General features: G+C 58.3%; 15 protein-coding genes. 9 read left to right on the top strand and 6 right to left on the bottom strand.

The window, feature by feature from the left end:
• Nucleotides 1-10 precede the first annotated feature (10 nt).
• The 4 genes from glyS (at nt 11) to RBB44_RS04075 (ending at nt 3,345) form a co-directional block, all read left to right on the top strand.
• The gene (gene glyS, locus RBB44_RS04060; RefSeq protein ID WP_306149584.1) at nt 11-2,098 is read left to right on the top strand and encodes a glycine--tRNA ligase subunit beta; all 2,088 of its coding nucleotides are present in this window, start codon (nt 11-13) and stop codon (nt 2,096-2,098) included.
• A gap of 66 nt (nt 2,099-2,164) precedes the next feature.
• Entirely contained in the window at nt 2,165-2,629 is a 465-nt protein-coding gene (locus tag RBB44_RS04065; protein WP_306149583.1) for a 6,7-dimethyl-8-ribityllumazine synthase, read from the top strand.
• A 130-nt stretch (nt 2,630-2,759) separates the two neighbouring features.
• The gene (locus RBB44_RS04070; protein ID WP_306149582.1) at nt 2,760-2,945 is read left to right on the top strand and encodes a hypothetical protein; all 186 of its coding nucleotides are present in this window, start codon (nt 2,760-2,762) and stop codon (nt 2,943-2,945) included.
• Between the two features lie 4 nt (nt 2,946-2,949).
• Nucleotides 2,950-3,345 (top strand): type II toxin-antitoxin system death-on-curing family toxin, encoded by a 396-nt coding sequence (locus RBB44_RS04075; protein WP_306149581.1) that lies wholly within the window; start codon nt 2,950-2,952, stop codon nt 3,343-3,345.
• A gap of 4 nt (nt 3,346-3,349) precedes the next feature.
• Here the strand turns inward: RBB44_RS04075 and RBB44_RS04080 are convergent, their stop codons facing one another.
• Nucleotides 3,350-4,585, bottom strand: a complete 1,236-nt coding sequence (locus tag RBB44_RS04080; protein ID WP_306149580.1) for an MFS transporter — start codon at nt 4,583-4,585, stop codon at nt 3,350-3,352.
• A 409-nt stretch (nt 4,586-4,994) separates the two neighbouring features.
• Here RBB44_RS04080 and nadA point away from each other — a divergent pair, with 409 nt between their 5' ends.
• The 3 genes from nadA (at nt 4,995) to nadC (ending at nt 8,656) form a co-directional block, all read left to right on the top strand.
• A complete protein-coding gene (gene nadA / locus RBB44_RS04085; protein ID WP_306149579.1) occupies nt 4,995-6,077 on the top strand; it encodes a quinolinate synthase NadA in 1,083 nt (360 codons plus the stop codon).
• 99 nt (nt 6,078-6,176) lie between these two features.
• Nucleotides 6,177-7,781: an L-aspartate oxidase gene (locus RBB44_RS04090; RefSeq protein ID WP_371932299.1), complete on the top strand. Its 1,605-nt coding sequence runs from the start codon at nt 6,177-6,179 to the stop codon at nt 7,779-7,781.
• A gap of 14 nt (nt 7,782-7,795) precedes the next feature.
• Nucleotides 7,796-8,656, top strand: a complete 861-nt coding sequence (gene nadC / locus RBB44_RS04095) for a carboxylating nicotinate-nucleotide diphosphorylase (protein WP_306149578.1) — start codon at nt 7,796-7,798, stop codon at nt 8,654-8,656.
• Nucleotides 8,657-8,662: 6 nt separating this feature from the next.
• Here the strand turns inward: nadC and RBB44_RS04100 are convergent, their stop codons facing one another.
• Nucleotides 8,663-9,256 (bottom strand): HupE/UreJ family protein, encoded by a 594-nt coding sequence (locus RBB44_RS04100; RefSeq protein ID WP_306149577.1) that lies wholly within the window; start codon nt 9,254-9,256, stop codon nt 8,663-8,665.
• Between the two features lie 332 nt (nt 9,257-9,588).
• On the opposite strand from RBB44_RS04100, the gene RBB44_RS04105 reads away from it, so the two are divergent.
• Together RBB44_RS04105 and RBB44_RS04110 are read left to right on the top strand one after the other, a co-directional pair.
• Nucleotides 9,589-10,089 (top strand): YqhA family protein, encoded by a 501-nt coding sequence (locus tag RBB44_RS04105; RefSeq protein WP_306149576.1) that lies wholly within the window; start codon nt 9,589-9,591, stop codon nt 10,087-10,089.
• A gap of 36 nt (nt 10,090-10,125) precedes the next feature.
• A complete protein-coding gene (locus RBB44_RS04110; protein ID WP_306149575.1) occupies nt 10,126-11,163 on the top strand; it encodes a GlxA family transcriptional regulator in 1,038 nt (345 codons plus the stop codon).
• 38 nt (nt 11,164-11,201) lie between these two features.
• On the opposite strand, the gene RBB44_RS04115 is transcribed toward RBB44_RS04110, so the two are convergent.
• From RBB44_RS04115 to RBB44_RS04130, 4 genes are all read right to left on the bottom strand, one after another.
• Nucleotides 11,202-12,428, bottom strand: coding sequence for a cell wall hydrolase (locus tag RBB44_RS04115; protein ID WP_306149574.1), 1,227 nt, complete (start codon nt 12,426-12,428; stop codon nt 11,202-11,204).
• Nucleotides 12,429-12,678: 250 nt separating this feature from the next.
• On the bottom strand, nt 12,679-13,662 hold the full coding sequence (locus tag RBB44_RS04120) for an NAD regulator (RefSeq protein WP_209172801.1): 984 nt from the start codon (nt 13,660-13,662) through the stop codon (nt 12,679-12,681).
• A 12-nt stretch (nt 13,663-13,674) separates the two neighbouring features.
• Nucleotides 13,675-14,184 (bottom strand): tyrosine phosphatase family protein, encoded by a 510-nt coding sequence (locus RBB44_RS04125; protein ID WP_306149573.1) that lies wholly within the window; start codon nt 14,182-14,184, stop codon nt 13,675-13,677.
• Nucleotides 14,185-14,254: 70 nt separating this feature from the next.
• The gene (locus RBB44_RS04130; protein ID WP_306149572.1) at nt 14,255-14,917 is read right to left on the bottom strand and encodes an HD family hydrolase; all 663 of its coding nucleotides are present in this window, start codon (nt 14,915-14,917) and stop codon (nt 14,255-14,257) included.
• Between the last annotated feature and the right edge of the window lie 14 nt (nt 14,918-14,931).

Raw genomic sequence — 14,931 nt, forward strand, 5'->3', positions numbered from 1 at the left:
TTTAGACCCTATGCCCGATCTTCTGCTTGAGCTGTTCAGCGAAGAAATCCCGGCCCGTATGCAGCGCAAGGCGGCCGAAGACCTGAAAACGCTTGTGACCAATGCCTTGGTGGATGCCGGTTTGCCCTATGAGGGGGCCAAAGCCTTTGCAACGCCGCGCCGGCTCGCCCTTCATGTTGCCGGTGTGCCGGCTGGCTCTGCCGCGACCCGTGAAGAGCGGAAGGGTCCACGCGTCGGCGCGCCGGAAAAGGCCGTTGAGGGGTTTTTGCGCGGGGCCGGGCTTGCCTCTATTGACGAGGCGACGATCCAGACCGATCCGAAGAAGGGCGACTTTTATGTGGCCGTGATCGAGAAGCCGGGCCGGTCCGCTATCGACATCATTGCCGAATTCATGCCGGGCATCCTTCGTAACTTCCCGTGGCCAAAATCCATGCGTTGGGGCACAACGACGACCCGCTGGGTCCGCCCGCTGCATTCCATCATCGCAACCTTCGGTCCGGAAACCGAAGAGCCGGATGTCGTGCCGTTCGAGTTTGACGGCATCACGTCCGGCAAGACCACCCGGGGTCACCGGTTCCTGGCAGATGTCGCCTTCGATGTCCGCCGTTTCGACGACTATGCCCCGGCCCTTGAAAAGCACAAGGTCGTGCTCGATGCGGACCGCCGCAAGGAGATCATCCTTGCCGACGCAAAAGACCGGGCACTGGCGCTTGGGCTTGAGCTTGTCGAAGATCCGGGGCTTCTGGAAGAGGTTGCCGGTCTGGTCGAATGGCCGGTCGTTCTGACCGGCTCGTTTGACGAGGCGTTTCTGGAAATCCCGGACGAGTGCATTCAGCTGACCATCAAGGTCAACCAGAAGTGCTTTGTGCTGAAGGACCCGAAGACGGGCAAGCTCGCCAACAAGTTCGTTCTGATCTCCAATATTGTTGCACCCGATGACGGCAAGCTGATCATCGCCGGCAACGAGAAGGTGATCCGCGCGCGTCTGTCGGATGCGCAGTTCTTCTGGACCAGCGATCTGAAAACGAACCTCACTGACAATCTGCCGAAGCTCAATGACGTGAAGTTCCACGAAAAGCTCGGCAGCGTCGGCGAACGGGTTCAGCGCCTGATCGCGCTCTCCGCGGAGCTGGCTCCGCTGGTCGGCGCGGACGCAACCAAGGCCAAACGCGGCGCGGAACTTGCCAAGGCCGATCTTGTCTCCGCGATGGTCTTCGAGTTCCCGGAACTGCAGGGCCTGATGGGCCGCTACTACGCGACGGCCCAAGGTGAGGACGCGTCCGTGGCAACGGCGATTGAAGAGCATTACAAGCCGCAGGGCCCGAGCGACAACGTGCCGGCCGATCCGGTCGCGATTGCCGTGGCCTTGGCCGAAAAGCTCGATCTTCTTGTCGGCTTCTGGGCGATTGACGAAAAGCCGACCGGCTCCAAGGATCCCTATGCCCTGCGCCGCGCTGCTCTGGGTGTCATCCGGATTGTTCTGGATAACAATCTGCGCCTGAAGCTGGGCGAGCTGATACTCTCGGCACTGAAAGCGCAGTCTGCAATCGCTGACGATGAAGCGGCTCTGGTCGCCGACCTTCTCTCCTTCTTCGCCGACCGCCTGAAGGTCCACCTGAAGGACGAGGGCATGCGGCATGATCTGATTGACGCCGTGTTCGCGCTCGACGGTCAGGACGATCTTCTGATGGTCGTGAAGCGCGTTGAAGCCTTGCAGAAATTCGTCTCCTCCGACGACGGCACCAACCTGGCAGCCGGCTACAAGCGGGCGGTGAACATCTTGAAGGCGGAAGAGAAAAAGGACGGCACACCGGTCACCGGCAAGCCGCATGCGGATCACCTGTCCGAGCAGGCCGAGATTGATCTGGCCGCAAGCATCGGCACGGCCCGTGCGGAGGCCGCCGAGGCTGTGAAATCGGAAGACTTTGAAGGGGCCATGGAGGCGCTGTCCAAACTGCGCGCGCCGGTCGACAAGTTCTTCGAGGACATTCTGGTTAATGCCGATGATCCGGCCCTTCGAATGAACCGCTTGCAGCTGCTCGCCGAAATCCGCGACGCCACCCACGTGGTTGCCGATTTCTCCAAAGTCGCCGGTTAACTCACAGATCTGGGCCTCATCCGATGAGGCTCGTTCCACTTATTCTGTTGCTTATAGGAGTCAGCCGTGACTGCAGCACCAACCCGCTATGCCTTCATCAAGGCCAACTGGCATGCCGACATCGTGGACCGCGCTCTGGATGGGTTTTGTGAAGTGATCCCGGCAGATCAGGTCGATGTCTTCACCGTGCCCGGCGCCTTCGAAATGCCGTTGCTCGCGCGCGATCTGGCCAACAGCGGCAAATATGCTGCCGTCGCTGCGGCGGCTCTGGTGGTCGATGGCGGGATCTACCGGCATGACTTTGTGGCCCAGGCCGTTGTCAGCGGCCTGATGCAGGCGGGTCTGGACAGCAATGTGCCGGTCCTGTCGGTGTCTCTGACCCCGCATCACTTCCAGCCGACCGAGCACCACATCGGCATCTACAAGGACCACTTCGTCGAAAAAGGCCGGGAAGCCGCGCAAGCCGCCCTCATGATCGGCGAAACCCGGGAAAGCCTGAAGGGTTTAGAAGGTTCTCGCGGAACACTATGACCCGATGTGGTGAAATTGAATCCACCGGATGGGGAGCCCATCTGGTGGACTTTTTTTGAGCCGTGCTTTTGGAGATTTTGCCGTTCTTCGTTATATTCAGTGAGAGGATTGAGGTGCGAGAGACACGACAATGGATACAAAAGCCAAGTGCAAGACAGACGGTGCACCAGACAATGCAACTGGCCGTGACCACATTGTCAAAGGCTTGGCTGTGTCTGATCAGGCGCAGTCTCAAATACCGCACCGCTCCATCCGCGACATGGTGATTGACAATAATAAGCGTTTTGCCGCGACAATGAAGTCTCTGGGCGAGTAGGGTTTTGGCCGAACCGACTTGGCTGACTTTCGGTCAGGTGACAGAAATTATCGACGTGGTCGGCGAATTATATCCGCGCCATCGCGTCGAGTTGGTTCGGCCGGCAGAATTGGCCGCTGCCTTGCTACGTCCTGCGAACAGATTTCATTATGCCAGCGAAACCAACCTTTACATGCTCGCCTCTGAGTACATTTATGGCGTTGGCAAGGCGCATGCGTTGGTTGACGGAAACAAGCGCATCGCGTTTCAGTCTGCGCTTGTTTTTCTTGAATTGAATCGCGTGCGGCTGAATGAGCCGGCTGACGAATTCTTTGCCGTCTACATCAAGGCTTTGATGGCTGACCGCATCAACATGCAAATGTTGTCTACGGTCTTCTCAGTGTTCTCCGAGCCAATGTAGCTCGTCACTCCGCCGCCTGCTGGGCGAGGCGGTCCACGGGCTTTTCCTGGATCGGCCAGTGGATGATGGCCGCGGCGATGCCAAGGGCAATGCCCATCCACCAGATGGCGTCGTAAGAGCCGGTTTCATCGTAAAGTTTGCCGCCGAGCCACACACCCAGGAACGAGCCGATCTGGTGCGATAGGAACACAAAACCAAACAGGGTTGCCATGTATCGCGGCCCGAACATGACGGCGACCAGCCCTGACGTTGGTGGCACGGTGGATAGCCACAACAGGCCCATGAGCGCGGAGAACACAAGCACGGAAACCGGGGTCACCGGCAGCATGATAAAGCCGAAAATGACCACGGCCCGGGCAAGATAGATCAGCGCCAGGAAGATCGGTTTGGAATAGCGTCCGCCGATGTATCCAGAGGCGAGGGAGCCGACGATGTTGAACAGGCCGATCAGCGCAATCGAGGTCGCACCCCATGACGGATCAAGCCCGAGATCAGCTATGTAGGGCGGCAGGTGAACGGTGATGAAGGCCACGTGGAATCCGCAGACGAAAAAGCCAATGGTCAGCAGAACAAACCCGCGGGTGCCAAACGCCTCGGCCATCGCGCTCGTCAAGCTCTGGTCCGCAACAGCCTGATCGGAAGAGGGCGGAGCTGCCTTGCCTTTCAGAGCAATCGCCAAAAGCGGGATCAGGGCGATCAGCCCCATGAAAACGATCAGAGTCTGCTGCCAGCCAATGCCGGCAATCAGCGCACCGCCCAGTGGGGCAAACAGGAACTGCCCGAGAGACCCGGAGGCCGTTCCAATGCCGAAAGCGAGAGACCGTTGCTCCGGCGACACTGTCCGGCCAAACGAAGCCAGAACAAGTGAAAACGATGAGAAGGCGACGCCGAGGCCGATGAGGACACCTGCCGAGAGATGCAGCGCCACCGCGCTTTGGGCATCGACCATCAGGAAGAGGCCTGCTGCATAAAGCGCCGCACCAATGGCCATCGCTTTCCAGGTGCCGAACCGGTCGGCGAACATCCCCGCAATCGGCTGGCCGATCCCCCACATGAGGTTCTGGATGGCAATCGCCAGCGCGAAGATCTCCCGGCTCCAGTCGCGGGCTTCTGTCATCGGCTGGAAGAAGAGGCCCATGGCGGAGCGGGGCCCGAAGGAAATCAGCGCGATCAGACAACCGCAGGCGATCACCAGGGGAATGTTGGGGCCATCGCGCCGCGATGTGGGTGCAGTTGACATCAGAACCTCTCATCGTGAATTGCCGATAAGATACTCCCGTCCGCCAAAACGGCCAAACGTGTATTTGTGATGTGTCCATCAATCTTGAGAATGAATTGCCGGTTGAGGTCAACGGAAGGCCGGACCGTCCCTAAGTGCGGACGAACTCCTGCAGGCCCAAAATGCCCTTTGGTTAGCCGGCGTTGGAAACGGTATATTTTGTCAAGGAATATCAATCGCTTGCGAACTGTTTTTGTATTAATTGCCAGAAAGTAATAGATTTTGCCGCGAAAGCCTCTTATATAAACTCCGAACGAGCAAAAGAGTTGGGCGCAAGCCCGTTTTCTTTTGAACTTAATATGCTCAAAATGAGTATAAGTGTGCATCGGACCAAAACACCGGTGTTCGAGCCAAAATGAGGGAGGTCGCCATGACCATTGCCCAAACAACCGTACCGGTCGGCACACCGATCAAGGACGGCCTGTCGGCCCTGGATCGCTATGGCAAATTGAACCGTCCAGATCTGAGCTACACCGCCGAAGTTGCTGAAGCGACGGCCCCGATCTACCAGAAGGTCAAACACATCATTCCGGAGATCGAGTGGCCCGCCCTGGCCCCGACAATCCACGCGATCAACAAGCTGAAAAAAGAGCGGAATGCGGTCATCCTGGCGCACAATTACATGACTCCGGACATTTTTCATGGCGTGGCCGATATCGTGGGTGACAGCTTGCAGCTTGCGATCGAGGCGACCCGCACCGATGCGGAAGTCATCGTCCAGTGCGGCGTGCACTTCATGGCGGAAACCTCCAAGATCCTGAGCCCGGAAAAGACCGTTTTGATTCCGGACATGAAGGCCGGCTGTTCCTTGGCCGAGTCCATCACCGGCGCGGATGTACGGGCCTTGCGCGAGCGCAACCCAGGCATCCCGATCATCACCTATGTGAACACGTCTGCGGACGTGAAGGCGGAATGCGATATCTGCTGCACGTCGTCCAACGCCTTGCAAGTCGTTGAGAGCTTCGGCGTCGACAAGGTGTTCCTGATTCCGGACAAGTATCTGGCAGCGAACGTCGGCAACAAGACCGAAGTCGAAGTCCTGATCTGGGATGGCGCCTGTGAGGTTCACGAGCGGTTCACCGCACAGGAGCTGCGGGATTATCGCAAGATCGAACCGGAAGTGAAAATCATCGCGCATCCGGAATGCCCGCCCGAAGTGGTCGCGGAAGCTGACTTTGCCGGCTCCACCGCGCACATGATCGATTGGGTGAAGACCAAACAGCCGGAGAAGGTGATGATGATCACCGAATGCTCCATGGCAGACAATGTCGCCAGCGAGACCCCGGAAGTGAACTTCATCCGTCCGTGCAACCTGTGCCCACACATGAAACGGATTACTTTGGACAAGATCCTCGATACCCTTCTTGAGATGAAGGACGAGGTGGTTGTCGATCCGGTGATTGCCGACAAGGCGCGGGTGGCGGTTGAGCGGATGATCAACTTGAAAATTTGACCGCTCAAGGTTAGGTCACACATCTTCAAATGAATATCTTCCGGGCTTGGGTCCGGAAGCTCTTTTTGGGCATCGCCCAGTTCCATCCAGGAAGGTCCCATGGCCATCTCGACCGATGATTTTGTACCTGCCTATCCGGGCAAGGATGTCGATGACGTTGTCATTTTGGGCGGTGGTTTGGCCGGCCTCTTCTGTGCACTGAAGTTGAGCCCACGGCCCGTTACGATCATCTCCAACGCACCGATCGGGCAGGGCGCGTCGTCCGCCTGGGCCCAAGGCGGTATTGCTGCTGCGATTTCTGAAAAGGACTCGGTCGAAAAACACCGCGACGATACGTTGGCGGCCGGCTGCGGCATTTGCGAAGAAAACATCGTCGATCAGATGACCCGCGAAGGCAGCGAACGCGTTCGGGATCTTCTGTCTTATGGCGTGCCGTTTGATCAGGATCTGGAAGGCCGCCTTCAGTTGTCCCGGGAAGCGGCGCACTCGCACAGCCGGGTCGTCCGTGTTCGTGGCGACATGGCCGGCAAGGCGATCATGGACGCGCTGATTGCAGCTGTTCGCCGAACCCCTTCGATCCGGGTGCTTGAAGGCTATATGGGCGAAAGCTTCATCGGTGAAGGCCGGTATGTCACCGGTGTTCTTGCCCGGCGCCGTGGCGGTTTGGAACGAATGGCCTTCCCGGCAAAGGCGGTTGTTCTGGCGTCTGGCGGCATCGGACACCTTTATGCCATGACGACCAATCCCGGCGAAGCCAATGGCCATGGATTGGCGATGGCCGCCCGCGCCGGTGCGGTCATTTCGGATGCCGAATTCGTTCAGTTCCACCCAACGGCCCTGGATGTGGGCTCTGATCCCGCTCCCCTGGCAACCGAGGCCTTGCGCGGCGAAGGCGCGATCCTTGTCAATAAAGTCGGCGAGCGGTTCATGGAAGGCATCCATGCCGATCTTGAACTCGCGCCCCGTGACATCGTCGCCAGGGCCATTCACCGGGAGATCCTCGAAGGCCGCGGTGCTTTTCTCGATTGCCGGGACGCGATTGGCGCCCGCTTTAAAGACGACTTTCCAACCGTGTTTGCCGCCGCGCAAAGCGCTGGCCTCGACCCGGTAAAAGATCTGCTGCCGGTCGCACCGGCCGAGCATTACCACATGGGCGGTGTCCTGACCGATGCCAACGGCCGGACATCCCTCGACAATCTTTGGGCTGCAGGCGAGGTGGCCAGCACTGGCGCGCACGGCGCCAATCGGCTGGCCTCCAATTCCCTTTTGGAAGCCGTGGTGTTTGCCGCGCGCATTGCGGAAGATATCCAAGGCCTGATGCCGACGCCGCGCAGCGCTTTTTGGGACGAGATGGACGCAGCGCCGGGTCTGCCAAGCCAGCGGAACATCGAAGAGCGCGATGCGATCACGGTCCTGCGGAGCACACTGTCCGAAAATGTCGGTGTTCTGCGTAGCCAGGAAGGCCTTAGAAAGGCGCTGGCGGATATCCAAAAGGCCGAAAGCGTCTGTGTGCGCCAGTCCATTCAGAACATGATGGTGACCGGAAAGCTGATTGCCGCTGCTGCCCTCATGCGCGAAGAAAGCCGCGGCGGCCATTTCCGTACCGATTTCCCGGATGAAAACCCGGCGATGGCCAAGCGGTCTTACACGACCTTAAAAGAGGTCGACGCGCTTGTCGCCGAGAGCCTTGAAACTGCGATCTGATTGCGAGTATTTCCATGCCGAGACATCTGCCGGACCTGCCGCGTCTGATGGTGGACGATGCCGTTAAGGCGGCCCTTCTGGAAGACTGGGGCCGCGCCGGAGACATCACCAGCCAGGCAACCATCCCGGCAACCGCCCGCGCCGAGGCTGTCATCGCAGCGCGCAAACCGGGGGCGCTGTCAGGCATTGCACTTGCAGAAAGCGCGTTCCGGCAGACGGACGCGAGCCTGTCTTTCGCAGCTGACAAACAAGATGGCGACCGGCTTGAACCCGGTGATATTGTCGCCCGGATTTCCGGACCGGCGCGCGCGCTGCTGTCGGCCGAAAGGGTGGCCCTGAACTTCCTCGGCCACCTTTCCGGGATTGCCAGCGCAACGGCACTCTTCGCCGACCGGATTGCCCACACCAAGGCGTCGATCGTCTGCACCCGCAAAACCACTCCGGGTCTGCGCGGATTTGAAAAATATGCAGTGAAATGCGGGGGCGGGTCCAATCACCGCTTCGGTCTGGATGATGCGATCCTGATCAAGGACAATCATATTGCCGTTGCCGGCGGTGCAGTAGAGGCAATCTCTGCGGCCAAGTCCTATGCCGGGCATCTGGTAAAGATCGAAGTTGAAGTGGACACGCTGGAGCAACTTCGTCAGGCCATTGGAGCAGGGCCCGATGTGATCATGCTCGACAACATGCCGCCCGAAACGCTTGAAAAAGCGGTCGAAATCACCGGTGGAAAAGCGCTTTTGGAAGCCTCCGGCGGGATCGAGCTGGACACAGTCCAGGCTGTTGCCGAGGCCGGGGTCGACCTGATTTCGTCAGGCTGGATCACCCATTCGGCCCCGGTTCTCGATCTCGGACTTGATATCGAAATCAGCTAATCAGTTTTAGCTCACGACAAGCAGAACGCCGCCCGCCGCCGTTATAGCGCCGATGGCGCGGATGATCGTTTTGGCAACCGGGCCATCCCGGCCGGCTGCCACATTCGCACCATGGCCGATCAGCACACCCGCTGCGTGAAGAATGGCCGTTGCGAACGCGAAACCTGCGGCATAACCGAGCCAGCCGGCATCCCCCATCTCGCCGCCATGCGCATGTCCGTGGCACATTCCAAAGACAGCGACCAGGGCAACGCTGAGCCAGCTCGGCAGGTTGACGGCTGCTGCCACGATCAAACCAAGAATGATCACGGACGCAAGAATGACCGGTTCAACATATGGAATGGGAACTCCGGCGAGGGACAAGCCAAAGCCAGTCAGCATTGCACCGACAAAGACAGTCGGGAGCAACCAGATTGCGCGGCCGCCGACAAGCGCCGCCCACAAACCAACCGCGATCATCGCAAGAACATGATCAAGGCCGAACACCGGGTGCGTGAAGCCGGCGGCAAAGGAGCCATGCTCTGCCGGGTCCAGGTGGGCGAATGCGGGAGAGGCCGAAACAGCCACAAGCAGCGCGGCGGCGGCAAAACGAATACTCATGTGTGATCCTTTATTTGGTCTTTCGGGTGCCCCGGAGTGGGTCGCACCTGACATGCGGGTTTTGGGTAACCCGTCGCGGTTATGGCTGATTCTTTTGCCTTTGAAAAATCAGATAAAATACGAAGGCATTTTGTTTTGATTGAGTGCTGCTCTGCGCCTCTGAAGCAGTGAGCCATTGTCTTTCGATCATAAGTGCGCAGGATGTAAACTAGCGACCACTTTCAACGACCGAGCTTGATTTTGAACAATGCGTTGCCGGAAGAAATTGCGCTGAATGATCCGCAGAGGGTCTTTGTCCAGAAGCATCGGTTTGAACTGGCAGGAAGGAATGAATGAGCGACAGCGCGGACGACACCGAAAAAGAAATGGATGTGGTCACGCGCTTGACCCGATGGGCTCAGATCCCGCTTCTGATCGGGCTTGCCATCGGCATGATGCTGTTTCTGGTCACCTTCTTTGTCGATATTCTGGATGCAGTCCGGACTTTTGAATTCATGGATCGCAAGAAGACCATCCTGCTGATCCTCAATCTGCTGGACATGGTGTTCATTGCCAATCTGGTGATCATGGTGGCAACCAACACCTACAACAGCTATCGGATCCGGGCCTCGGCCCATGGAGAAGACTACATTTTGCAGGGCCAGATGGCCTACCGTCGGATGAAACATCGGATCGTCTCCACGATCATCATCATCTCCTCGATCCATGTTCTCAGCGAGCTTTTGGAGTACTCCCAGGCAACGGCGCTGCAAGTGGCCGCCTTGTTTGGCTTTCATTTGATCTTGCTGGCCACCTATGTTGTGACCAATGTCTTTGAATCAAATGAAAGATAGTGCACAAGCGCTGCCCCTTGAGACACTGGTATTGAAATGCCGCAACTTGATGATAACTCCGAAGCGATACTCCAAACGGCCGAACTGAGCGGTGCCGCACGGGCGGCATCCGGGGTCACCGGCATCTGTTTCCTGCTTCTGGACAATTTCTCGCTGCTGTCCTTTTCATCCGCCATCGAACCCTTGCGCATTGCCAACAAGATCATGAAGCGCAAGGCGTTCGAGTATGTGTGTTGCACGTTGGACGGCAACGACGCCCTGGCGAGCTCCGGTGGGATTATGCGGGCGGATTGCGCGTTGGATGATGTCAAGTCGGCGGATCTTCTGGCGATTTGCAGCAGCGATGATGTCGAACTGAACAGCCTGAGCCCTGCGCACAAAAACCGGATCCGCCGCTTTGCGCACCAGAAAACCCGGATCGCGGGCATTTGCACCGGTGCCTATGTGCTTGCGGATCTTGGGTTGCTCGAGGGGCGGCAATGCACGATCCATTGGGAATATGCCGATCTCTTCAAGGAGCGCTTCCCGAAGGCCAGACTTATCGACAGCCTGATCCAGACCGACGATCATTATCTAACCTGTGCTGGCGGAACGACGGCGCTGGATCTGATGATTGGCTATATCGCCGATCTGCATGGCGGAGCGGTTGCCAGTGATGTCGCCAGCATCGCCCTGCACCAAGATATGAGATCGGGCAGTGAACGGCAGAACACGCTGATGCGTGATGAGCTCTACCTGATCCCGCCGCGTCTGCGCCGGTGCATTGAACTGATGACGGAAAACGTCGGAGAAACCCTGTCCCAGAACGAGCTGGCGGCGCGGCTCAATGTCAGCCCACGGCAGCTCCAACGCGATTTTCAGCACTATTTCGAATGTTCGCCGCTCGCCTACTACAGCAAAATCAGGCTCGATATTGCTCAGCGGCTGGTCTGCCGGACGGCCATGCCGATCATTGAAATTGCGGTGGCTTGCGGGTTCGCCAATGCTTCACATTTTGCAAAGCGTTACAAGAGCTTGCACGGCAAGAGTCCGATCGAGGATCGGCAGGCGAAAGGCCGACCCCGGCAACAATGATTGCTGAAACGAGGGGAGGGTGCCGGAAGACGGCTGGATCAGTTCCAGCCGCCGGCGTAGGTTTTGTAGAAGATGTGCAGGCCGATCTTACCGCGCTTCGCCATAGACTTGGCCCACCGCGGATTGACATAGTCGGCGTGGTAGTGGGTCGACGCATCGACCATCTTCAGGAATTCCTTGCCGTCGGTGACATCACGGGCGATACGCTCAGCCTTCTTCCAGGCGCCTGGGCTTGCGATCCGGTCGCGGATGCCATCACAGGCAAAGGAAAACTGGCAGCGGTTGCGCTTGTGCTTGTTCTGATAAACGACACCGCAGATGGAATCCGGATAAGACGGGTTCTTGACCCGGTTCAAGACCACCTGTGCAACTGCGATTTGACCCTCTTCGGACTCGCCGCGTGCCTCGAAGTAGATCGCTTCTGCGAGACACTTTTGTTCTTTGCGGCTGCCGACAGAAAGGGGAAGCGGGACCTGGGCCCACCAATGCGGGTTGTCCGGATCTTCCGCTGGCGGCAAGTCCTGTTCGTACTTTGCAGCGCCGAAGAGGGCATCGAACGGCTCTTTAGTTTCTTTCACGGAATCTGGTGCATAGGCGGATACGAGAGAGAAGCTGGCCGCGGCTGCGTTGCGGGCCATCATGACCTTTTGAAGATCAATCGGAGCACCGGGCTCGAATTCGTCGGAACTGGATTTTTCATCCAGTGGTTCGGGCTTTACGAAGGCCACCCGCGGCAGGTCTTCATGCTTCTTCTCGGTCGAAATGAGACTGGACATGGCGTAGAGATTACCAGCGGCCTGATCCACCATGTGGCGGTCCGGTGCCATGGTGATCTTCCGGTTTCCTTTGGCCGACACATTTGTCTTGATGCCGTCCGGAACCGTATCGGGGCGAACGCTGCGGGCGATGTCCTCCAATCCGAGGATCGGTTTGGCGTCGAAGTCCTTGTCGGCGGATGTCAGCGTCAGAAGTGGTGCGGACGTATGGTCCGGAACCGCCGGGGTCGCAAGATCCAGCATCGGTGCGATGCGGGACGTGAAGTTTGCCGGTTCCAACGCCAGCATCCAGCGCGGTGTTTCCTGATGTTTTGCATTGATCAGGGCAAAAATGTCCTGATTGCCGACCTGGCCCTGGAGACCGAAGAACAGCAACGGACTTGCCAGAAGCACACGCGACATCTGTCGAAGACGCGCACCCATCTTGCGGCAACCTTGGTTTTTGCGAGTAGAAAACCGCTTTACTTCGCGGGACTTAAGGCCAGACATACGCAGCCAACTCCAACTCAATACACGCTGTCCGAATACGCCGGATCAATCATCGCTAACGTTGTGTAAACGTCCGCTCTGAAAGACAAGATGTCTGCTTAACCTTGAAAGACCGTTAATAAGCTTGAAATTGGCAGAATTTCTTGAGGTATGCGGAAATAATCAGCGGCTTATGGTTAATACCGCTGAGAAAAATCAGGATGAATTGACAGCCTGTGGCCTTGTTGCAAGGGCAGATGATCTCGGGGTGTTACCGGCCGCCTACACGCAGGCCAGGCGCCGGCCGTTCGCTCAAGAGTTGATGCTTGAATCGGAAGAGGGCAGCTGGCCGGCCACCGGTCGCCGTTGATGTCGCACCGGTCGGTTCCACCAGGTCGGCGTTTTCAACGAGGCGCCGGAAGTTCTGTTTGTGAAGGTGCCGGCCTGAGATGGCTTCGACCGAGTTTTGGAGATCGGTGAGGGTGAAGGCCGAGGGCATGAGCTCAAAGATCACCGGCCGGTATTTGAGCTTGCCGCGCAGCCTTGATATCGCGGTCGCAAGGACACGGCGGTGGTCAAACTCCATCGAGATACCAAACGGCGGGATCTGATCCCGCTTCAGGGCCGCCGGACGCCCGTCCCTTTTGGCCTCGGCGACAAGGCCTGCCTCGTAGAGGAGCTCAAAACGTTCCAAGGCCCGTTCTTCGTCCCAGTCGGTTCCACCGGTTCCAAAGGCCAGGCGGACCCGTTCGCTCCGGGCAAGGGCGCGCGGAGGCTCACCTTCCTCAGGTGGCTCCTCGGCCCAGCTCTCCAGAGCGGGCAGCATATCGGTATCCAGCAAGCCCGGGCGTCCGGCACGCCAGTCTTCCCATGGGAAGTAGTCGTACCAGGACCGCCATGCGGAATGATGGCGGGACAGCGTCTCTTCTGAGTCCGGGGTCTGACGCGTTAGAGCAAGATATCCGACAGACACCACATGCGGGCCCTCATCTCCCGACACTCTGTGCCGTCCCCGGTCTCCAAACGTGTAGAGCTGTTCGATGTAGCCCAGCCGGAGTGCGGTCTGGTTTTCCACCCAGGCGCGCAGCCCGATCTCAAAGGTCCGGTGATGCAGAGGGTCGAAAGGACCAAAGGGCAGGCTGTCGGCCATATCCTTTTCCGGCTCTTCCACATGCACGATTTGCGGCATGCCACCCGCGACCGACACGATGACCGCATTCAGACCAATTTCAATGCTGGCGTGCCGGTGCGGCATGAAGGCTCCTCGTTAATCGTATATGGGCATCTCGAAGGGGGCACCCTCGAACGCGTTGGCACCGCGCCCGATGCCCCGGATGGCGTCAATCATCCGGCCATCACGATTGAGGATTTTGTCCGCCATCGCGACAATTCGCGGGTTTGGCGTTGCGGAGGGCGATTGGCGGCGCAGCGTTGCGGCCACAGTATATTCGTCTGCCTCTGGATTGAGCGCGCAAGCCGTCACATAAGCGCCCGCGGTGGAGCGGCTGATCCCGGCCCAGCAATGAATGACCATAGGCGATGTCCGGTCCCATGCCCGGACAAATGCCAGAAGCTGCTCAACATGGCTTTCACCGGGCGGTGTCAGCCCCTTGACCGGCGCCGGGATATCATTGAACGAAAGGTTCAGATGACGCTCTGCAGAAATGCTGGGCGGTGTTGGAACCGGCATCTCGGCATTGATCAGGGTAACGAGTGACTTGGCGCCGGTTTTTTCAACCGTTTCGCTCAGCCGGGACAGGGAGCACACGTGCAGCATTCAGGTTCCAGAACGAAAATTCAGTGCCGTAGGGGCGTAAGGGTGAAGGTAGGGCTATTCGCCGGTCAGGTCACCTGCTTGCGCGTCCGGTTTGCGGTTTTTTCCCAGCTTCCCGCAGGGCTTCGATCAGCTCAAACCGCTCCATAAACAAGGTTTCTGCTTTCGCGACGGGCAAAGGTTTCAAACCATACCGCAACCTGCCATCCTCATCGGCGGGATAGCCGCGGGGACGGCCGAAGATTTTGGCGGCTTCCTTGTCATCGAAGCCAGCAAGTTCCACGGCTTCAAAATAGGCGCAAATGATGTCCGCCCGTTTGCAAAGTTTCTTGATTGTCTGAGGCATGTCCGCAGGCAAGCCAAAGCGCAAATGGATAGCGCCTTGCAGCCGGTGCTCAACGGCCTTATAGGCTTCACCGATCACCGTTTTGAACGGCGAAATCATGTCGCCGATCACATATTCCGGGGCATCGTGGAGGAGGATTGCAAGCCGCCAGTCCGGCGAGATATCTGGTTTCAAGCTGAGAGCGATGTCTTCCACGATCAGCGAATGTTCTGCAACGGAGAACGCATGGTCGCCATAGGTCTGACCGTTCCAGCGGGCGACACGGGCAAGACCATGGGCGATGTCTGAAATCTCAACATCGAGCGGCGAGGGGTCTAGAAGGTTCAGCCGGCGGCCGGACAACATGCGTTGCCAGGCGCGGGGCGGCTCATCAGAACGGGAAGCAGACATTGGACCCCTGTCGG

It is taken from the genome of Roseibium sp. MMSF_3247, from assembly GCF_030733765.1.
Classification (GTDB): Bacteria; Pseudomonadota; Alphaproteobacteria; order Rhizobiales; family Stappiaceae; genus Roseibium.